The organism is Streptomyces sp. NPDC002181 (assembly GCF_042890485.1).
Classification (GTDB): Bacteria; Actinomycetota; Actinomycetes; order Streptomycetales; family Streptomycetaceae; genus Streptomyces.
Map to the genome: position 1 here is coordinate 363,126 of NZ_JBIASC010000004.1, position 20,610 is coordinate 383,735.

16 protein-coding genes and 1 pseudogene are annotated in these 20,610 nt (G+C 71.3%); 16 read left to right on the forward strand and 1 reads right to left on the reverse strand.

Translation table 11 applies throughout. The features are described from left to right. From ACFYXV_RS14050 to ACFYXV_RS14060, 3 genes are all read left to right on the forward strand, one after another. Nucleotides 1–1,449 carry a glycosyltransferase family 2 protein gene (locus ACFYXV_RS14050; protein ID WP_389382993.1) on the forward strand — a complete coding sequence of 483 codons (1,449 nt, stop codon included), beginning with the start codon at nucleotides 1–3 and terminating at the stop codon, nucleotides 1,447–1,449. After that, nucleotides 1,446–2,732: a glycoside hydrolase family 113 gene (locus ACFYXV_RS14055; protein WP_389382994.1), complete on the forward strand. Its 1,287-nt coding sequence runs from the start codon at nucleotides 1,446–1,448 to the stop codon at nucleotides 2,730–2,732. The genes ACFYXV_RS14050 and ACFYXV_RS14055 overlap by 4 nt, the downstream gene beginning before the upstream one ends. A 124-nt stretch (nucleotides 2,733–2,856) precedes the next feature. After that, a complete protein-coding gene (locus ACFYXV_RS14060; protein WP_385476223.1) occupies nucleotides 2,857–4,005 on the forward strand; it encodes a sensor histidine kinase in 1,149 nt (382 codons plus the stop codon). Nucleotides 4,006–4,028: 23 nt separating this feature from the next. On the opposite strand, the gene ACFYXV_RS14065 is transcribed toward ACFYXV_RS14060, so the two are convergent. Continuing rightward, on the reverse strand, nucleotides 4,029–5,078 hold the full coding sequence (locus ACFYXV_RS14065; RefSeq protein ID WP_389382995.1) for a rod shape-determining protein: 1,050 nt from the start codon (nucleotides 5,076–5,078) through the stop codon (nucleotides 4,029–4,031). A gap of 117 nt (nucleotides 5,079–5,195) precedes the next feature. Between ACFYXV_RS14065 and ACFYXV_RS14070 the strand changes: the two genes are divergently transcribed. The 13 genes and pseudogenes from ACFYXV_RS14070 to ACFYXV_RS14130 all read left to right on the forward strand — a co-directional run. After that, complete coding sequence (locus ACFYXV_RS14070) at nucleotides 5,196–6,725, forward strand: bifunctional folylpolyglutamate synthase/dihydrofolate synthase (protein WP_383496647.1); 1,530 nt, start codon at nucleotides 5,196–5,198, stop codon at nucleotides 6,723–6,725. A 3-nt stretch (nucleotides 6,726–6,728) separates the two neighbouring features. Beyond that, complete coding sequence (locus ACFYXV_RS14075; RefSeq protein WP_366101453.1) at nucleotides 6,729–7,076, forward strand: DUF4233 domain-containing protein; 348 nt, start codon at nucleotides 6,729–6,731, stop codon at nucleotides 7,074–7,076. 144 nt (nucleotides 7,077–7,220) lie between these two features. Beyond that, entirely contained in the window at nucleotides 7,221–7,631 is a 411-nt protein-coding gene (gene ndk / locus ACFYXV_RS14080; RefSeq protein WP_123514492.1) for a nucleoside-diphosphate kinase, read from the forward strand. Between the two features lie 295 nt (nucleotides 7,632–7,926). Beyond that, complete coding sequence (locus tag ACFYXV_RS14085) at nucleotides 7,927–8,946, forward strand: rod shape-determining protein (RefSeq protein WP_008738981.1); 1,020 nt, start codon at nucleotides 7,927–7,929, stop codon at nucleotides 8,944–8,946. Nucleotides 8,947–9,071: 125 nt separating this feature from the next. Further along, nucleotides 9,072–10,016, forward strand: a complete 945-nt coding sequence (mreC, locus tag ACFYXV_RS14090) for a rod shape-determining protein MreC (protein ID WP_383344596.1) — start codon at nucleotides 9,072–9,074, stop codon at nucleotides 10,014–10,016. Nucleotides 10,017–10,028: 12 nt separating this feature from the next. Beyond that, nucleotides 10,029–10,733, forward strand: coding sequence for a rod shape-determining protein MreD (gene mreD / locus ACFYXV_RS14095; RefSeq protein ID WP_366101451.1), 705 nt, complete (start codon nucleotides 10,029–10,031; stop codon nucleotides 10,731–10,733). Nucleotides 10,734–10,746: 13 nt separating this feature from the next. Beyond that, complete coding sequence (mrdA, locus tag ACFYXV_RS14100; protein ID WP_383344592.1) at nucleotides 10,747–12,921, forward strand: penicillin-binding protein 2; 2,175 nt, start codon at nucleotides 10,747–10,749, stop codon at nucleotides 12,919–12,921. A 7-nt stretch (nucleotides 12,922–12,928) separates the two neighbouring features. Continuing rightward, on the forward strand, nucleotides 12,929–14,128 hold the full coding sequence (rodA, locus tag ACFYXV_RS14105; protein WP_385476229.1) for a rod shape-determining protein RodA: 1,200 nt from the start codon (nucleotides 12,929–12,931) through the stop codon (nucleotides 14,126–14,128). Nucleotides 14,129–14,210: 82 nt separating this feature from the next. Next, nucleotides 14,211–15,734 (forward strand): CHAD domain-containing protein, encoded by a 1,524-nt coding sequence (locus ACFYXV_RS14110; RefSeq protein ID WP_385476231.1) that lies wholly within the window; start codon nucleotides 14,211–14,213, stop codon nucleotides 15,732–15,734. A gap of 80 nt (nucleotides 15,735–15,814) precedes the next feature. Then, the gene (locus ACFYXV_RS14115; RefSeq protein WP_385476233.1) at nucleotides 15,815–17,740 is read left to right on the forward strand and encodes a TIGR03960 family B12-binding radical SAM protein; all 1,926 of its coding nucleotides are present in this window, start codon (nucleotides 15,815–15,817) and stop codon (nucleotides 17,738–17,740) included. A gap of 121 nt (nucleotides 17,741–17,861) precedes the next feature. Next, complete coding sequence (locus tag ACFYXV_RS14120; RefSeq protein WP_389382996.1) at nucleotides 17,862–18,836, forward strand: hypothetical protein; 975 nt, start codon at nucleotides 17,862–17,864, stop codon at nucleotides 18,834–18,836. Nucleotides 18,837–18,951: 115 nt separating this feature from the next. Next, entirely contained in the window at nucleotides 18,952–19,731 is a 780-nt protein-coding gene (locus ACFYXV_RS14125; protein ID WP_048479428.1) for a TIGR03936 family radical SAM-associated protein, read from the forward strand. A gap of 232 nt (nucleotides 19,732–19,963) precedes the next feature. Then, nucleotides 19,964–20,610 (forward strand): annotated as a pseudogene (locus ACFYXV_RS14130) (ribonuclease E/G); the annotation flags it as partial.

Here is a 20,610-nt window from a genome sequence, read left to right on the forward strand (position 1 = left end):
ATGACCCTCGCCCCCGTACAAGAGATCGCGCCCGGCTCCCGGCGCGATGCGAAACTGGTCCAGCGCCATGCCGACTGGAAGCCCGGCGTCGCGGCCTTCCTGCTGCCCTTCCTGCTCCTCGCCTGCTTCGGCCTGTGGGCGTTCGAGCCGAATCCGAGCCCGCTGGGATGGACGCTGTCCGTCGTCTGGTCGCTGCCCGGTGTAGGCGTCCTGGTCGGACTCCAGGGCGCCGTGCTCATACGCCGCCGGCTGCGCAAGGCGCACGAGATGATCCCTCCGGCGCCGGTGGAGGAGGACTTCCTCATCGTGCTCGTGCCGACCATCGGCCGTCACGACACCTACCCGGCGCTGGAGCGCTCGGTGCTCAGCTACGTGGACCACCTGCCCGCGTACTTCCCGCACCTGCGGGTCGACGTCCTCACGGAGGAGGGCTGCGAGGCGGCCGGGCAGATCGACGGCCTGGCCGCCATGCACCCGCTGATCCGCGTGGTCACGGTGCCCAAGGCGTACGAGACGGAGAACGGGACGCGGTTCAAGGCCCGCGCCAACCACTACGCACACGAGCTGCGCATCGACGAGGGAGAGGCCCTCGACGACGTGTGGGTGCTGCACATGGACGACGACACCGGGGTCGGCCCCGACACCGCCGCGTCCGTGGCCCAGTTCGTCAACCGCCAGCGGCGGGCCGGCGACGGGGGCAAGCACATGGCGCAGGGCATCCTCGCCTACCCGCGCGAGAACGCCGTGAACCGCTTCACGTGGCTGGCCGACGCGGTCCGTCCGGCCGACGACATAGCCCGCTTCCGGGCCCTCACCGGTCTCGGAACCCCGGTCGCCGGCGTGCACGGGGAACTGCTGCTGCTCCGCGCTTCCATCGAGGCGACGATCGGCTGGGACTTCGGACCGAAGGCCATCGTCGAGGACGCACAGCTCGCGCTGAGCTTCTGCCGCATGTATCCGGGCCGCAGCGACTGGTTCAACGGCCGCTGCTACGGAGCTTCGCCGGCCACCACCCGGGACTTCGTCAAGCAGCGCGAGCGCTGGGCCTGGGGACTGGTGGCGCTCTGCTTCAACCGCACGGTGCCCTTCCGGTACCGCTGGTTCCTCCTGCTCTGCGTGGCCACCTGGGTCTTCGGCCCGCTCCAGCACGTCGCGACCGTGCTCTTCGTGGCCTGGCTGATCGGTGACTTCAACACCTCGCCCGTGGCGCAGACCGTCGTGATCATGTGGGCGCTCAACTTCGCCTACGTCATCTGGACGTACTGGGAGGGGCTGAGGCTCAACGCCCTGGTCTCGGCGAACGGCAGGCGGCGCTGGTGGGAGCCGGTCGTCGTGGTCGCCCTCATCCCGCTGTTCTCCGTGCTGGAAGGGCTCGGCGGCCTGCGCGGGCTGTTCAAGTTCATCAAGCGCGAAGAGAACAAGTTCGTCGTGATCGCCAAGCCGGCATGAGCGACCGAGAGCCCCGCGTGGAGAACGACGAGAAGAACGAGAAGCAGGCCGTGCGGTCCAGGGTCCCCCTGCTCGCGATCCTGCCGGTGACCGTGATCTCCCTGGTCATCGGCCTGCCGTTCGTGGTCGGAGACCACCCCCTGCGCTGGAGGCCGGGCTCCGTCAAGCCGGTCCTGGTCCTGCACGACACGGCCCCCGACAAGGGTCGGGACGCTCCCGCGGCCCCCGCCGACAAGGGGGCGGACGCGGCGGAGGAGGTCCGGCCCGTCGGGCCCGTGCCCACGGTGGACAAGCCCTGGAAGCCCGGCATGCCCGAGTGGGGCGTCCAGATCTTCTGGGACGACGAGAAGGACCGCAGCGACGCGTACGTCGAACGGCAGGCGCAGGTGCAGGCCGCCTACCTGGTCGGGCTGAAGGCCAACGCGGTCTCGGTCTCCTTCCCGTTCTACACGGAGGGCCGCACCTCGACGAAGCTCGCGGCCGGCAAGGGCACTCCGACGCCGGAACACCTCGAAAAGGTGCTGCGCGTCTTCCGCGAAGCGGGGCTGCGCACCACCGTACGCCCGACCTTGGACGAGGTGGCGCTCGTGCCGCCCGAGGGCTGGCGCGGCAACATCAAGCCCGTCGACAAGGGCGCCTGGTTCGCCTCGTACGAGGCGCTGCTCGGCCCGTACCTCGACGCGGCCCAGCGGCAGCGGGCGGCGACGTTCGTCATCGGTACGGAGCTGAACTCCATGGAGGGCAACCCGGGCTGGAAGGCTCTGATCGCGGCGGCCGAGAAGCGGTTCAAGGGCGAGGTGTCCTACGACGCCAACTGGGACAACTACGTGGGAGGGCACATCGACGTGCCCGTCAGTCGGCTCGGCGTCGACGCGTACTTCCCCGTCAAGGTCGACGACGACGCACCCGTCGAGCAGCTCGTCGACGGCTGGAACACCTGGCTGGACAAGAAGGCCAAGGGGCCGCTGCCGCGGATCGTGCTCGCCGAGGCGGGCATCAGCGCGATGGACGGCGCCTTCCACGCGCCCGGTGACTTCTATACGAAGCGCAAGCTGAATCCCGCGGTGCAGGCCACCTGGTACAAGGCGGTCTGCCAGGTCGTCCGGGAGCGGAAGATGGTCGGCGTCTACTGGTGGTCGGTGTCCTTCGGCTCCGACCCCAAGGCCGCCCCGAAGGAGGGGGAGTCCCGGCTCAACTTCGCGGGGCGTCCGGACACCGAGCGGGAGATCCGTTCCTGCTTCGGGTCGGACTACGCGGGTCCGGGCGCCGATCCAGCGCCCTGAGCCGGCGCCGGGTCGGTCCGGGGCGGTCCTTGTTGTGTCCCGAGTTGTCCGAAGTGTCATACATCACGTTTTCGGCCGGGTTGGCGGATCCGATACCCCTCGCCGAGCACGGATGATGGAAGGCATGTACGTCCCGCCCGTCGCCTCGGCGCTCCACCGGGCCGCGGCCGCCGGCCGCCGGCTCGCCGCGAGCTGGGCCGGGTCCCCCCGGGCGCTTGACGTGCTCACCGCACTCGGCTGCCTGGGCCTCATGGCGCTGGACCTGCCCGGCCTGGCCGCCGCGGACAACTCGCTCAGCGGCCCGATGGCCGCCGTCGTGCTCGCCGCCGGGTGCTGCTCCCTGGTGGTGCGGCGCCGCATGCCCTGGGTCTCGTACCTCACCGCGCTGCTCTTCATCGGCTGGCTGCACGAGCTGACGCTGATTCAGTTCGCCCTGTACTCGGTCGGGCGCTACCGGGGGCGCCGGCCGGCCGTCCTGGCCACCCTCGGGTACATCGCCTTCGCGCTGATCGTCTTCAGCGTCCCGGGCTGGCCCGAACCGCACGCCCAGACGCTCAGCGCGTTCCTGAGCCTCGTCGTGCCCATCGGGGTGCTCGCCTCGGCCGTCGGCATCGCCGCCTACCGGCACGACCTCGTGGGGGAGCTGGCCGCCCGGCGCGCCGAATCGGCGGTGTTCCAGGCCGTCGAGCAGGAGCGCACCGCGGTCGCCCGCGACGTCCACGACTTCGTCGGCCGCGAGCTGACCCTGCTGACCGTGCGCTCCGAGGTGCTCTCCACGCGGGCCCGCCAGACGGCGTACGCGAAGGACTTCGAGGAGCTCGCCGACACCGCGCGCCGGGCCCACCTGGTCCTCAACGAAATCATCGTGCAGCGCGGGGAGCGGGCCTCCACCCCGGGCGTCGACGGGCTGCCGTCCCTCGCGCAGGAGAGCGGCCGGGCCGGCTCGCCCGTACGGCTGGTCCTGGACCCGCAGGTGCACGGACTGTCGCCGCTGCGTCAGGCGGCGGTCTACCGGGTGGTGCAGGAATGCCTGACCAACGCGGCCAAGCACGCCTGCGGCGAGACGATCGACGTGTCGATCGAGGCGGACGGCCCGCAGCTGCGGATCGCGGTCAGCAACGGCCTTCCCGTCCGGACTCCGACGCGCGCCCCCGTTTCGGCGGGCTCGGGCACGGCGAGCATGTCCGAGCGCGTGCGCAGCCTGGGCGGAACCCTGACGGCGACGCGCACGGAGGACTCGTACACGGTGGTGGCCACCCTCCCCAGGGCGTAACCGCGCCACCACCGCCCGCCCCGTCAGGCCTTCGCCGGGACCAGCAGGCTGTTCAGCGTGTCCAGTTCCTCCACGCACCGGCCCGAGCCCAGCGCCACGCAGTCCAGCGGGGCGTCGGCGACGAACACCGGGATGCCCGTGGCCGAGGCCATCCGCAGGTCCAGGCCGGGCAGCAGCGCTCCGCCGCCGGTCAGCACGATGCCGTGCTCCATCACATCGCCCGACAGCTCCGGCGGGCACTCCTCCAGGGTGGCGCGCACCGCCGCGATGATCGCCTCGACCGGCTCGTCGAGCGCGGCCCGTACGTCCGCCGCCCCCAGCGAGAGCGTCTTCGGCATCCCGCCGACCCGCTCCCGGCCGCGCACCGTGAAGGTCCGCGTCTCCAGCTCCGGCCGGTCCGGCACCGGCCAGGCCGATCCGATGCCCACCTTGACGTCCTCGGCGGTGCGCTCCCCGATGAGCAGCCCGTGCTCCTTGCGCACGTGGTCCATGATCGCGCCGTCCAGCCGGTCCCCGCCGACCCGCAGCGACCGGGCGGTGACGATCCCGCCGAGCGAGATGACGGCGACCTCGGTGGTGCCGCCGCCGATGTCGACGACCATCGAGCCGCGCGGCTCGGCCACCGGCAGGCCCGCGCCGATCGCCGCCGCCATCGGCTCCTCGATCAGGTGGACGGCCCTGGCCCCGGCCCGCGTCGAGGCGTTGACGATGGCCCGCCGCTCGACCGGGGTGACCCCGGAGGGCACGCAGATCACCATCCGGGTGCGCGGCCGCCGCCCGGGCACGGCCTTGCGGACGAAGTGCCGGATCATCTCCTCGGCGGCCTCGTAGTCGCAGATCACCCCGTCCTTCAGGGGGCGGATCGCGGTGATGGAGCCGGGGGTGCGGCCGATGGTCTCCTTGGCCTCGGCCCCCACGGCCAGGGCCGTGGTCGTGCCCGCCTTGACCGCCACCACGGACGGCTCATTGAGGACGATGCCGTGCCCCCGGGCGTAGACCAGGGTGTTCGCGGTCCCCAGATCGATCCCTATGTCGCGGCTGGAAGCGGACTTGTCGGTGCTGGCCTGCGGCATTTGTTCCCCTATCTCCTGCCCGCAAGGCTTGCATAACGATCAGGTCGCAGCGGCCGCCGAAGGTCCTGAAACGGCCGGGTAGAAAGTCCCCGGGCCCCCCGTCCGTAGACTGGCCCCGTGAGTGAGCAGCAGCCCGAGAGCAACGGACCCGACGACCGCGACGAGACCACCGAGGTCTTCGACCGGATCGTGGCCGAAGAGTCCGACCGCGACCCCGACCTGGCGGTGATCGAGGCCGGCAGCCGCACCCTGCGCGCCCAGGCCGGACCGCCCCAGGGCGACCCGGTACCGTCGCAGCCCCTCGACCCCGAGGTGGCGCGGGCGCTCCAGGAGGTGGAGCAGGAGCTCTCCACCCGCTGGGGCGAGACCAAGCTGGAGCCGTCCGTGACGCGGATCGCCGCGCTGATGGACGTCCTGGGCGAACCGCAGCACGCGTACCCCTCCATCCACGTCACCGGCACCAACGGCAAGACCAGCACCGCCCGCATGATCGAGGCCCTGCTGAACGCCTTCGAGCTGCGCACCGGCCGCTACACCAGCCCGCACGTGCAGTCGGTCACCGAGCGCATCAGCCTCGACGGGGCCCCGATCACCGCCGAGCGCTTCATCGAGACGTACTACGACATCAAGCCGTACGTGGAGATGGTCGACTCCGCCGAGGAGTACCGGCTGTCCTTCTTCGAGGTGCTCACCGGCATGGCGTACGCGGCCTTCGCGGACGCCCCGGTCGACGCGGCCGTCGTCGAGGTCGGCATGGGCGGCACCTGGGACGCGACCAACGTGATCGACGGCGCGGTCGCTGTGATCACCCCGATCAGCCTGGACCACACGGACCGGCTCGGCTCCACGCCCGGGGAGATCGCCGGGGAGAAGGGCGGCGTCATCAAGCAGGACGCCACCGTGATCCTGGCGCAGCAGCCGGTGGACGCGGCGCAGGTGCTGCTGAAGAAGGCCGTCGAGGTGGACGCGACCGTGGCCCGCGAGGGCATGGAGTTCGGCGTCGTCTCGCGCGAGGTGGCGGTCGGCGGGCAGATGCTGACGCTGCGCGGAGTGGGCGGCGAGTACGACGGCATCTTCCTGCCGCTGTACGGGGCCCACATGGCGCACAACGCGGCGGTGGCGCTGGCGGCGGTCGAGGCCTTCTTCGGAGTGGGCGCGCAGCAGTCGCGGGAGCTGGACCTGGAGACCGTGCGCCGGGCCTTCGCCTCGGTGACCTCGCCGGGCCGGATGGAGGTCGTACGGCGCAGCCCGACGGTGGTCCTGGACGCGGCCCACAACCCGGCCGGCGCGCGGGTCACGGCGGAGGCGGTGACCGAGGCCTTCGGCTTCAGCCGGCTGATCGGGGTCATGGCCGCGAGCGAGGGCAAGGACGTCAAGGGGGTCCTGGAGGCCTTCGAGCCGATCTTCGCGGAGATCGTGGTCACGGAGAACTCCAGCCACCGGGCGATGTCCGCGGACGAGCTGGCGGCGGTGGCGGTCGAGGTCTTCGGGCCGGACCGGGTGCAGGTGGAGCCGAGGCTGGACGACGCCCTGGAGGCGGCGATCACCCTGGCGGAGGAAGAGGCGGAGTACGGAGGGGCCGGGGTCCTGGTGACCGGGTCCGTGATCACGGTGGGCGAGGCCCGCCTGCTGCTGAAGAGGGGCTGAGGGATGCGCACGCTGTGTGCTTCGACGCTGATCGGCGAGTTCTTCGTGATCGGTTTCGCGGGGCTGGTGGCCATGAAGAACCCGGATCTGACCCAGGCCACGGTGTGGACGGTCTGCGGGATCGCCATGCTGCTGTCGGTGCTGCTGTGCGGGATGCTCTCGCGTCCCGGCGCGGTCCAGATCGGCTGGGCGCTGCAGATCGGGCTGATCCTGAGCGGGTTCGTCGTCCCGATGATGTTCATCCTGGGCGCGGCGTTCGCGGGCCTGTGGTGGTGCTCGGTGCACTACGGCGCCAAGATCGACGCGATCAAGGCCCGGTGGGCGGCGGCGCAGGGCGAGGCCCAGGCCTGAGGCCGCGTCCCGGGCAGCGGGGTCCGGGCAGCGGAGCCCCGGGCCGCGGAGCCCCGGGCCGCGGGGCCCGGGGCCCGCGCAAGGGCCCCGCTGACTCCCTGTAGCCTCGTCGGACCGCACCCGTATGCCGCAAGGAGCCGCAACATGACCCAGCGCACGCTCGTCATCCTCAAGCCCGACGCCGTCCGTCGGGGCCTGATCGGCGAGATCATCGGCCGCATCGAGCGGAAGGCCGGCTGGACCGTCCCCGCGATGGAGCTGCGCACGCTGGACCAGGAGACCCTGGAGACCCACTACGGCGAGCACAAGGGCAAGCCCTTCTACGAGCCCCTCATGGGCTTCATGGCGAGCGGTCCGGTCGTGGTCCTGGTGGTGGAAGGGGAACGCGCGATCGAGGGTGTCCGCCAGCTGGCCGGCCCCACTGACCCGATCGCCGCGGCGCCCGGCTCCATCCGGGGGGACTTCGGCACCATCACCCGGGAGAACCTGATCCACGCCTCGGATTCCGAGGAGTCCGCGGAGCGCGAGCTGAAGCTGTTCTTCCCCTCGCTCTGATGAGTCCTTCCTGACGTAACATCAGCCGAATAGCGCTCATGACCTGGGGCGACCGAAGTAATTTCGGTCGCCCTTCGGTATTACCGGGCACGAGCGGGAACGCATGTGCAGGACACGTCGTCACCACTAGGGGGCGGGTTTCCGTTCCGGCGGGATTGCCGGAGTCCCGTCGCGCGGTGTTCGTACTTGCGGCATTACGATGGGGCCTCCACCCACACACCCACCTCGCCGACCTGACAGCAGCCGCTATCAACTGGAAGGCCAGACGCTCCTCATGGGGAACAAGGGGAACAACATGTCGTTCATCGGCCGTGACATGGCGATCGACCTCGGGACCGCCAACACGCTGGTGTACGTGAGGGGCCGGGGGATCGTCCTGAACGAGCCGTCCGTGGTCGCCATCAACACGAACACCGGCGGCATCCTGGCGGTCGGCTCCGAGGCGAAGAAGATGATCGGCCGGACGCCCGGCAACATCGTCGCCGTACGGCCCCTCAAGGACGGCGTGATCGCCGACTTCGAGATCACGGAGCGTATGCTCCGGTACTTCATCCTCAAGATCCACAAGCGCCGCTACCTGGCCCGTCCGCGCGTCGTGGTCTGCGTCCCCTCGGGCATCACCGGAGTGGAGCGCCGCGCCGTCATCGAGGCGTCCACGCAGGCCGGCGCCCGCCAGGTGCACATCATCGAGGAGCCCATGGCCGCCGCCATCGGCTCGGGCCTGCCCGTCCACGAGGCCACCGGCAACATGGTCGTGGACATCGGCGGCGGCACCACCGAGGTGGCAGTCATCTCCCTCGGCGGAATCGTCACGGCACAATCCATCCGCGTCGCCGGCGACGAGCTGGACAACGCGATCATCCAGCACATCAAGAAGGAGTACTCGCTCCTCCTCGGTGAGCGCACCGCCGAGCAGATCAAGATCACCATCGGGTCGGCCTACGACCTCGACAAGGACGAGCACACCGAGATCCGCGGCCGGGACCTGGTCTCCGGCCTCCCGAAGACGGTCGTGATCTCCGCCGCCGAGGTCCGCAAGGCCATCGAGGAGCCGGTCAACGCCATCGTCGACGCGGTCAAGACGACCCTCGACAAGTGCCCGCCCGAGCTCTCCGGCGACATCATGGACCGCGGCATCGTGCTGACCGGCGGCGGCGCCCTGCTCCGCGGCCTCGACGAGCGGCTGCGCCGCGAGACGGGCATGCCGATCCACATCGCCGAGGACCCGCTCGACTCCGTCGCCCTCGGCTCCGGCAAGTGCGTGGAGGAGTTCGAGGCACTCCAGCAGGTTCTGGACGCCCAGCCCCGGCGCTGACACACCCCCGTCCGGGGGCCATGCGGAACACAAGGATCCGCCGTACGGGTGCTGCCGCGCCCGTGCGGCGGATCGTTGATATACAGACCAGTAAGTTTCCGACGAGGAAGGCACGGCCGCCGCACGTGAGGGACACACGAGAAAGCCGGCTGCTCCTGGTGCTTCTGATCGCCATCGCGTTCGCGTTGATCACGGTGGACATCAGGGCAGGCGAGGAGTCTCCGGTCGACGGCGCCCGGCAGGCCGCCGCAGCGGTCTTCGGCCCCGTGGAGGAGGGGGTCGCGACCGCGGTCGACCCCGTCGCCAACGCCATAGGAGCCGTACGGGACTCCGGCGAACGCCACAACCGCATCGCCACGCTGGAGCGCGAGAACGCCGCCCTGAAGGCCAAGCTCGGCAGCGACGACCAGACCCGCAGCCGCATCCACGAGCTCGACGAGATGCTCAAGCGGGCCGGCGCCGGACAGTACGGCATCAAGGGCGCCGAGGTCATCGCCATAGGAGCGGCCCAGGGCTTCTCCTGGACCGTCACCATCGACGCCGGCAGCAAGGACGGCATCGAGCGCGACATGACCGTACTCAACGGGGACGGACTCGTCGGACGGGTCGCCACCGTGGGCCCCGACACCGCCACCGTCGTCCTCGCCAACGACCCCGACTTCACCGTCGGCACCCGCCTGGAGAAGACCGGCGAGCTCGGCTTCGCCACCGGACAGGGCGACCGCGCCCTGTCCGTCCAGATGCTCAACGGCAAGGCCAAGGTCAGCCCCGGCGACCGGCTCGTCACCTTCGGCTCGCGGGGCAACAAGCCGTTCGTGCCCGGCGTCCCGATCGGAGAGGTCGTCAAGGTCGACCCCTCGCGCGGCGATCTGACCCGCACCATCTGGGTGCGTCCCTTCGTCGGCTTCTCGCGCCTGGACATCGTCGGCGTCGTCGTCATGCCGCCCCGCGAGGACCCGCGCGACGCCGTACTGCCGCCCAAGCCCGAGGTGAAGCCCACCCCGACGGTCACCGTCACCGTCACGCCGTCGCCGTCCGCCAGCGTGCCCGGCAAGCCGGCCGACGAGTAGGAGCTGACCGTCATGCGCTTCAACCGGATCCTGCTTTCGGCCACGCTGGTCGTGGTCGCCCTCGTCGTACAGGTCTCCGTCCTGGGCCGGCTGCAACTGCCCGGCGCGGTACCCGACCTGGTCCTGCTCACCGTCGTCGCGCTCGCCCTCGTGTACGGGCACCTCAGCGGCGCACTCATCGGCTTCGCCGCCGGACTCCTCGCCGACCTGGCCCCGCCCGCCGACCACGCCGCCGGGCGGTACGCGCTCGTGCTGTGCGTCATCGGGTACGCCGCCGGCCTGGCCCGGCCCGACAGCGGGCGCTTCCGCTCCGCCTGGGGCCCGATGCTGACCGTCGTCGCCGCCGCGATCGGCTCCACCCTCCTCTACGCCGGGGTGGGCGCCCTCGTCGGCGACACGGCCGCCCGCCACGTCGGGCTCACCGGGCTGCTGTTCACCGCGACCCTCTACGACCTGCTGCTCGCCCCCTTCACCGTGCCGTTCATCATGGCGCTGGCCCGCCGCGCCGAGAACGACCCGATGGCCGTCGAGGCGGGCGGCGGCCAGGCCGCGGCCGCCGACGTGTCCTCCGGCTGGCTCGCCGGCGGCACCGGCCTGCGCATCGGCAGCCAGCGCGGCGGCCTGCGGCGCGGACTCGCACGCGGCCGCGCCAACAAGGCCGGCCGGATAAAGGGCGTCAAGGCGATCAAGAGTGTGAAGAGCGTCAAGAAGCTGTGAGGGAGGAGCTCCCGTGACCAACGCCCCCGAGACCGGCCGGACCTCCCGCGTGCGGATCCGGCTCGTGATCATGCAGGTGCTCGTCCTCTCCTTCCTCTGCACCCTCGGCGGGCGCCTGTGGTACCTCCAGGTCCGCAACGGCGCCGAGTACTACCACGAGGCCAAGAGCAACCACGTCCAGCAGGTCGTCCAGCCGGCCGTCCGCGGCTCGATCCTGGACGCCCGCGGCGTCCCGCTCGCCGACAACGAGACCCGCCTGGTCGTCTCCGCCAGCCGCACCGCGCTGATGAAGATGAAGGACAAGGGCAAGGGCGTCCTGACCAGGCTCTCGGGCGTGCTGGACATGAAGCCGCAGGACGTCATGAACAAGGTCCGCGTCTGCGACTCCCAGACCCCCAAGCCCTGCTGGAACGGTTCGCCCTACCAGCCGATCCCCGTCACCACCGAAGCCACCACCCAGCAGGCCCTGCAGATCCGCGAACGCCCCGAGGAGTACCCCGGCATCACGGCCGAGCCCACCGCCGTACGCCGCTACCCCGCGCCCGGCGGCGCCAACACCGGCCAGGTGCTCGGCTACCTCTCCCCGGTCACCGACGACGAGATCCAGAAGGCCAAGAACACCAACTCGCCGCTGCTGCGCTCCGACCAGGTCGGCCGCTTCGGCCTGGAGCGCACGTACGACCGGACCCTGCGCGGCAAGTCCGGCGTCACCCGCTACGAGGTCGACAACCTCGGCCGGGTCATGGGCCAGGCCAAGAACGACCCCACGGTCGCCGGCGCCCACCTCGTGACCAGCATCGACGCCCGCGTCCAGGGCGTCGCCGAGTTCGAGCTGAACGCGGCCATGCTGGAGGCCCGCAAGCAGATCGACCGCAACACCGGCGTCCCCTACAAGGCCGACGCCGGCGCCGTGGTCGTCCTGGAGTCCAAGACGGGCCGGGTCGTGGCCATGGCCTCCATGCCCACGTACGACCCGAACGTCTGGGTCGGCGGGATCTCCGGCAAGGACTACGCCAAGCTGACCGCCAAAGAGGCCAACGTGCCGCTGATGAACCGGGCGATCCAGGGCCAGGCCGCCCCGGGCTCCATCTTCAAGGTCATCCCGACCGCGGCCGCCGTCAACGCCGGCTACGACTTCGACGGGGACTACCCCTGCCCCAGCTCGTACGCGATCGGCGGCCAGGTCTTCAAGAACTTCGAGTCCCAGGGCCACGGCAACATCACCCTCGGCCGGGCCCTCGAAGTCTCCTGCGACACCGTGTTCTACGCCCTCGGCCACCAGCAGTGGATCAAGGACGGCGGGCTCCACCCGAAGAAGGCCCCGGCCGAGATCTTCTACAAGACCGCCCACCAGTTCGGCCTCGGCGCCGAGACCCACGTGGACCTGCCGGGCGAGGAGAAGGGCCGGGTCCCCGACCGCCGGTGGAAGCAGAAGTTCTGGGAACTCAACAAGGACATGTGGTGCAAGACCGGTAAGAAGGGCGGCACCTACGTCGAGCTGCTCTCCTACGAGAACTGCCTCGAAGGCAACCTCATGCGCGCCGGTGACGCCATCAACTACTCCATCGGACAGGGCGACACCCTGGTCACCCCGATCCAGATGGCCACCATCTACGCGGCCATCTCCAACGGCGGCACCCTGTGGAACCCGACCATCGGCAAGGCCGTCATCAGCGCCGACGGCAAGCACACCGAGCCGATCCCGCCGCAGTCCCACGGCAAACTGCCCATGACCGAGGCCACCCGCGTCAAGATCAACGCCGCCCTGGAGGGCGTCGCCACCCGCGGCACCGCCGCCTGGCGCTTCGGCGGCTGGCCGCAGAAGCAGATCCCCATGCACGCCAAGACCGGCACCGCCGAGGTCTACGGCAAGCAGACCACCTCGTGGTTCGCCACGTACACCGAGGACTTCACGATCGTGATGACGATCTCCCAGGGCGGTACCGGTTCGGGCGCTTCCGGACCCGCCGTCCGCAACATCTACAACGCCATCTACGGTCTGACCATGGCCGGCAAGCAGGACACCGAAAAGGCCTTCCTGCTCAAGCCGGAGGCGAAGCTCCCCACCATCGGGCCCGACGGAACCATCGACGCCCCCGACATCAAGCCCTACGTGCCCCCGTCCCCGGAGGAACCGGCGCCCGCGCTCGCCGGTCCCCCCGCCCCGCCCGCCGCGCGGCAGGACTGAGACCCCGATGCAGACCGCGAACAAGTTCTCCGTATCCCGGTACGCGCCCGAGCGCGGCGCGATGGCCAAGCTGACCTCGCGCGACTCCGTGCTGCGCCGGCTCGACTGGCCGATACTCCTCTCGGCGCTCGCCCTCTCCTTCATCGGCGCCCTGCTGGTGTGGTCGGCGACCCGCAACCGCACCCAGCTCAACCAGGGCGACCCGTACTACTTCCTGATCCGGCACGCCCTGAACACCGGCATCGGCCTCGTGCTGATGATCGGCACCGTCTGGCTCGGCCACCGCACGCTGCGCGGCGCCGTACCGATCCTGTACGGGCTCTCCCTGGTGCTGATCCTCGCCGTGCTCACCCCGCTCGGCGCCACCATCAACGGCGCCCACGCGTGGATCGTGATCGGCGGCGGCTTCTCGCTCCAGCCCTCCGAGTTCGTGAAGATCACGATCATCCTGGTCATGGCCATGCTGCTGGCCACCCGGGTGGACGCGGGCGACCTCGTCCACCCCGACCACCGCACCGTGGTCAAGGCGCTGTGCCTGGCCGCCGCACCGATGGGCATCGTCATGCTGATGCCCGACCTCGGCTCCGTCATGGTCATGGTCGTCATCGTGCTCGGCGTGCTGCTCGCCTCCGGTGCCTCCAACCGCTGGGTGGTCGGCCTGATGGGATCCGGCGCGGCCGGGGCCATCCTGATCTGGCAGCTCGGCGTGCTCGACGAGTACCAGATCAACCGCTTCGCGGCCTTCGCCAACCCCGAGCTGGACCCCGCCGGCGTCGGCTACAACACCAACCAGGCCCGCATCGCGATCGGCTCGGGCGGGCTGACCGGCTCCGGGCTCTTCAAGGGCTCGCAGACCACCGGCCAGTTCGTGCCCGAGCAGCAGACCGACTTCGTCTTCACGGTGGCGGGGGAGGAGCTCGGCTTCCTCGGCGCCGGGCTGATCCTGGTCCTGCTCGGCATCATCCTCTGGCGGGCCTGCATGATCGCCCGCGAGACCACCGAGCTGTACGGGACGATCGTGTGCGCCGGGATCATCGCCTGGTTCGCCTTCCAGGCCTTCGAGAACATCGGGATGACCCTGGGGATCATGCCGGTGGCCGGGCTGCCGCTGCCGTTCGTCTCCTACGGAGGCTCGTCCATGTTCGCGGTGTGGGTGGCGGTCGGGCTGCTCCAGTCGATCAGGGTGCAACGGCCGATGTCGGCCTAGCGGGGCCGATCTTCGGCCGGTTCGGCCGTGGATTCCCCCGTTCACCCTGCCTTCGTGATCCGTTCAGGACTAGGTTCGACGTATGGCGGACACGAAACGCGAGATCGAGCGCAAATTCGAGTTCACGACGAGCAAGGCCGCGCGCCGCGGAGTCCCGGACCTGACCGGCACGGACGCGGTCGCGTCCGTCGCCGACCAGGGCACCGTCGACCTCGACGCGGTCTACTACGACACCCCCGACCAGCGGCTCGCCGCCGACGGCCTGACCCTGCGGCGGCGCACCGGCGGCGCCGACGCCGGCTGGCACCTCAAACTGCCCGTCTCACCGGGCGTCCGTGACGAGATCGGCGCTCCCCTCGCCGACACCGTCCCGCGCGCCCTCGCGGCCCTGGTCCGCTCCCGGGTCCGGGACGCCGCCCTGGAACCCCAGGTCCGCCTGGTCTCCTCGCGCCGCGTGAGCCACCTCCTCGACGCCGAGGGCATGCTCCTCGCGGAGCTCTCCACCGACGCCGTCCGCGCCGAACGGGACGAGGCCGCCGCCTCCTGGACCGAGGTCGAGGTGGAGCTCGCCGACGGGGCCGACCCGGCGCTCCTCGACGCCGTCGAGAAGAGGTTCCGCAAGGCCGGCCTCAAGGTCTCCGACGCCCCCTCGAAGCTGGCCCGGGCCCTCGCCGAGACGGGCACCGAGCCGCCGGCCCGGCCGGAGCCCGCCGCCGCCGCGGGCACCGCGGGCGCGCTGGTCCTCTCGTACCTGCACGAACAGCGCGACGCGCTCGTCGCCCAGGACCCGGCCGTCCGCCGCAACCTGCCCGACTCCGTCCACCAGATGCGGGTCGCCTGCCGCCGGATGCGCAGCGCCTTCAAGACGTACCGCAAGGTCCTGGACCGCGCCGTCACCGATCCGCTCGGCGAGGAGCTGCGCTGGCTGGCCGCCGAGCTCGGCCTCGACCGGGACCAGGAAGTCCTCTACGACCGCATCCAGGCCCACCTCGCCGAACTCCCCCGCGCCCTCGTGATCGGCCCGGTCCGCGGCCGCCTGCGGACGTGGAACAACTCCCGCCGCTCGGGAACCCGGCGCCGCGCCCTCGCCGCCCTCGACGCCAAGCGGTACACGGCCCTGCTCGACGCCCTCGACGCGCTGCTGGCCGAGCCGCCCCTGCTCCCGGGCGCGCACAAGCCGGCCGCCCAGGCCCTGCCGAAGGCGGTCGTCAAGGACTACGGCCGGCTCGCCACCCGGGTCGCCGCCGCCCTCGGCCTCGACCCCGGCGAGGAGCGCGACCTGGCCCTCCACGAGGCCCGCAAGGCCGCCAAACGCGCCCGCTACGCGGCGGAGGCGGCCGTCCCCGAGCTCGGCAAACCGGCGAAGCAGCAGGCCAAGGCCATGAAATCGGTCCAGAGCCTGCTCGGTGACCACCAGGACAGCGTCGTCGCCCGCGAGGCTCTGCGCGGCCTCGGCGCGCAAGCGACCGGAGCGGGTGAGTCCGCTTTTACCTGGGGCGTGCTCTACGCCCGCGAAGAAGCTCTGGCCGCACGGGGTGAGCGGGAGCTTCCGGACGTATGGGGGCAAGCCAGTGACCCCGCGCTCCGGGCGGAGCCGGGCGCCTAGGCGACGATCACGGCGGCAGGAGGCGGCTGCGCCTCGGGTTACGCTTGAGAGTCGCCCCCTGCCAGCTTCACGAAAGTCGCGTGATGTCCGAGTCGGTCTTCCCACAGCTCGAAGCTCTGCTCCCGCATGTGCAGAAGCCCATCCAGTACGTCGGCGGTGAACTCAACTCCACCGTCAAGCCGTGGGATTCGTGTGACGTCCGCTGGGCGCTCATGTACCCGGACGCGTACGAGGTCGGGCTGCCCAACCAGGGCGTCATGATCCTGTACGAGGTGCTGAACGAGCGCGAGGGCGTGCTCGCGGAGCGCACGTACAGCGTGTGGCCGGACCTCGAAGAACTGATGCGCGAGCACAAGGTGCCGCAGTTCACCGTGGACAGCCACCGCCCCGTGGGCGCCTTCGACGTGTTCGGCCTGTCCTTCTCCACGGAGCTGGGCTACACGAACATGCTGACGGCGCTGGACCTGGCGGGCATCCCGCTGGAGGCCAGGAACCGTACGGTCGACCACCCCATCGTCCTCGCGGGCGGCCACGCGGCCTTCAACCCCGAGCCGATCGCGGAGTTCATCGACTGCGCGGTCATCGGCGACGGCGAGCAGGCCGTCCTCGACATGACCGAGATCATCCGCACGTGGAAGGCCGAGGGCCGTCCGGGCGGGCGCGAAGAGGTCCTCTTCCGCCTCGCCAGGACCGGCCAGGTCTACGTGCCGGGCTTCTACGACGTCGACTACCTGCCCGACGGCCGCATCGCGCGCGTCGCGCCGAACAAGTCGGGCGTCCCGTACCGCGTGTCCAAGCACACGGTCATGGACCTCGACGAGTGGCCGTACCCGAAGCAGCCGCTGGTCCCGCTCGCCGAGACCGTCCACGAGCGGATGTCCGTCGAGATCTTCCGCGGCTGCACCCGCGGCTGCCGTTTCTGCCAGGCCGGCATGATCACGCGCCCCGTGCGGGAGCGAAGCATCACCGGCATCGGCGAGATGGTGGAGAAGGGCCTCAAGGCGACGGGCTTCGAGGAGGTCGGCCTCCTCTCGCTGTCCTCCGCGGACCACACCGAGATCGCCGAGATCGCCAAGGGCCTCGCAGACCGCTACACGGACGACAAGGTGGGCCTGTCCCTGCCCTCGACCCGCGTGGACGCGTTCAACGTGGACCTGGCGAACGAGCTGACCCGCAACGGCCGCCGCTCCGGTCTGACCTTCGCCCCCGAGGGCGGCTCCGAGCGCATGCGCAAGGTCATCAACAAGATGGTCTCGGAAGAGGACCTGATCCGGACGGTCTCCACCGCGTACGGCAACGGCTGGCGCCAGGTGAAGCTGTACTTCATGTGCGGCCTGCCCACCGAGACCGACGAGGACGTGCTCCAGATCGGCGACATGGCGGTCAACGTCATCGCCAAGGGCCGCGAGGTCTCCGGCCAGAACGACATCCGCTGCACGGTGTCGATCGGCGGGTTCGTGCCGAAGCCGCACACCCCCTTCCAGTGGGCGCCGCAGCTGTCGGCAGAGGAGACGGACGCCCGCCTGGGCAAGCTCCGCGACAAGATCCGCGCCGACAAGAAGTACGGCCGCTCCATCGGCTTCCGCTACCACGACGGCAAGCCGGGCATCGTCGAGGGCCTCCTCTCGCGCGGCGACCGCCGCATCGGCGACGTCATCCGCGCCGTGTACGAGTCGGGCGGCCGCTTCGACGGCTGGCGCGAGCACTTCTCGTACGACCGCTGGATGCAGGCCGCGGAGAAGACGCTGCCGGCCTACGGCGTGGACGTGGCCTGGTACACCACGCGTGAGCGCACGTACGAGGAGGTCCTGCCCTGGGACCACCTGGACTCCGGCCTCGACAAGGACTGGCTCTGGGAGGACTGGCAGGACGCCCTCGACGAGACCGAGGTCGACGACTGCCGCTGGACCCCGTGCTTCGACTGCGGCGTCTGCCCGCAGATGGACACGCACATCCAGATCGGCCCCACGGGCAAGAAGCTTCTTCCGCTGACGGTCGTGAAGTGACCCTCCGCGGCTAGAGCGCGCCTCGAACATGCCCCTCACCGGGAACGGTGGGGGGCATGTTCATTCGACTGACGGGTGCCCCGGCCGCAACGGGCGGGGGGTTTCGGGTGTCCTTACGGGTATGGACATCGAAAAGCGGCAGGTACCGGCCGGGGGCGAAGGGTGCCTGGTGGGCGTCATCCGGGTGCCGGTCAAGATCGTGGCGTTGATCGTCGTACTGCCCGTACGGGTGGTTTGGGATCTGCTCGTCGCGTTCGGGCAGGCCGTTCACCGGCATGTGCTGGGCCCGCTCTCCGAGTACGTGCTGGAGCCGGTGCTGCGCGGAATCGGCCTGGTGCTGACCGTGCTGCTCAAGCTGGTGTTCGTGTGGCCGTGGGTCGGGCTGTGGCGGTACGTGCTCCGGCCGGTGTACGCCCATCTGCTCGCTCCCGCCGGCCGGGGGCTGTACGCGTACCTCCTGCGCCCGCTCGGCCGGGCGCTGGCCTGGGTCGGGCGCGGCGGGATGCGGTACCTGCTCGCCCCGCTCGCCAAGGGCGTGGCCCGGATCGTGTGGGCGCTCTGCATGACCTTGTTCGTCTGGCCCTGGGTGGGGCTGTGGCGGTACGTGCTCGCTCCCGCCGGGCGGGGACTGGCCTGGGCGGCCGCGGTGTTCCACCGGTACGTGCTCACCCCCGCCGGGCAGGCGCTCGCATGGCTCGGCGCCGTGTTCTACCGGTACCTGCTGCGGCCGGCCGGGCTCGGGGTGTACCGGTACCTGCTCGCGCCGCTCGGGCAGGTGCTCGTCTGGGCCTGGCACGTCGCCGGGCGGATGGTCCGGGCGGTGTGGCGCGGAGTCCGGCTGGTCGGGTGGGTGCTCGTCGGGTGGCCCGCGGCGCAGGTGTACCGGCACGTGCTGACTCCGGTCGGACATGTCGTACGGGATGTGTGGCGCACCGTCCGCAACACCGTCCGCGAAGTCCGGGCCGAGGTGCGAAGGGCCCTGTTCGGGGGCCCCGGCCGGGAACCGGCGAGGTCACGGGCGCGTACTCTGGGTAGTACGACAGCCGTGGGCGAGACGCCCGCCGCTCCCGAGATCTCCTGGCGCAAGCGAGGGTGAGCCGGAGAGCGCCGGCTCACCAGACCTCAGGGCGACGCGCGAGCCGCGGAGCCCCGCACAAGGAGAAGAACCACTGGGCAAGCGACAGCCCGAAGGCCCGCCCCCCGCACCGGTGGTGCAGCGCATCCGACTGCGCTACACCAAGCGCGGCCGCCTCCGGTTCACCAGCCACCGAGACTTCCAGCGCGCGTTCGAGCGGGCCCTGCGCCGCGCCGAGGTGCCCATGGCGTACTCGGCCGGCTTCACCCCGCACCCCCGCGTGTCGTACGCGAACGCCGCGCCGACCGGCACCGGCAGCGAGGCGGAGTACCTGGAGATCGCCCTCGCGGAGCCCCGCGACCCCGAGAAGCTGCGCGAGCTGCTCGACGAGTCGATGCCGGTCGGGCTCGACATCACCGAGGCCGTCGAGGCCCGTACCTCCGGGCTCGCCGACCGCCTGACCGCCTCCGTGTGGGAGCTGCGGCTGGAGGGTGTGGAGGGTGCCGACGCCCAGCGCGCGGTCGAGGCCTTCCTCGCCGCCGAGGCGGTGGAGGTGCAGCGCCGCACCAAGAACGGCATGCGCACCTTCGACACCCGGGGGGCCGTCGTGAGCCTTGAGACGGTTCCCGCCCCGGCTGATAGGACGCCGGACAGTGCCTGTGCGATACTGCGGCTGGTTGTTCGGCATCTGACACCTGCCGTTCGACCCGACGACGTCCTGTCCGGTCTCCAAGCTGTGGCCGACCTGGCGCCGCCGGTCCCCGCAGCGGTGACCAGGCTGGCGCAGGGGCTCTTCGACGAGGAGTCCGGCACGGTGACCGACCCGCTCGCGCCCGACCGCGAGGCTGTCACGGCCGCCCCACCCACGGCCGCCGTAGCAGCCGACGCGAAGGCGCCGGAAGGTCCCGCCGCGTAGGGATCGTCGTCGTCGCGCAGCCCTGGCACTCGGGAGCCACCTGGGCGGGCCGCGCACAGACCTGAAGACTTCCGCCAGGCCGTACGACAAGACGTACGGAACCGGCGGCCATGGACTACAGCTCCCGTGTGGCGAACGCGCCCCGGAGGCCGGGTCCGCGCTGATCGCGCGGACCCGCGCCGGACCGGAAGTCAGCCGCGGCGCCCGGGAGCGTGACGGGAGAACCGCCCGCATGCTCAACAACGAAACCAACAACACCACCGGTGGCGCCGACAGCGGCAGCCCGAGCGACAACCTGCCCCCGCGCAGGCGTCGCCGCGCCGCGTCGCGACCCGCGGGACCGCCCGGTGGGACCGCCGCCCCGGCCGCCGCGGTGACCGAGGCCGAGGCGGCTCCGGCCGCCCCCGCCGCAGAGGCCGCTCCGGCCGCCGCTCCGGCCCGTACCCGCCGCCGCGCGACCCGCGCCGTGGCCGCCCCCGAGGCTCCGGCCGCCGCCGAGGCCGTCGCCCCGGCCGCCGCTCCCGCCGCCCCGGCCGCTCCCGCCGTCGAGGAGCCCGCCGCTCCCGCGCCGCGTGCCCGCCGCCGTGCCACCCGTGCCGTCGCCGCTCCGGAGGCTCCGGCCGCCGCCGTCGAGGCCGCCGCTCCGGCTGTCGAGGAGCCCGCCGCTCCGGCGCCGCGTGCCCGTCGCCGTGCGACGCGTGCGGTTGCCGCTCCCGAGGTTCCGGCTGCCGCCGAGGTCGTCGTGGAAGCCGCTCCGGTCGCCGCCGCTCCGGCCGTGCCGGTCGTCGAGGAGCCCGCCGCTCCGGCGCCGCGTGCCCGTCGCCGTGCGACGCGTGCGGTTGCCGCTCCCGAGGTTCCGGCTGCCGCCGAGGTCGTCGT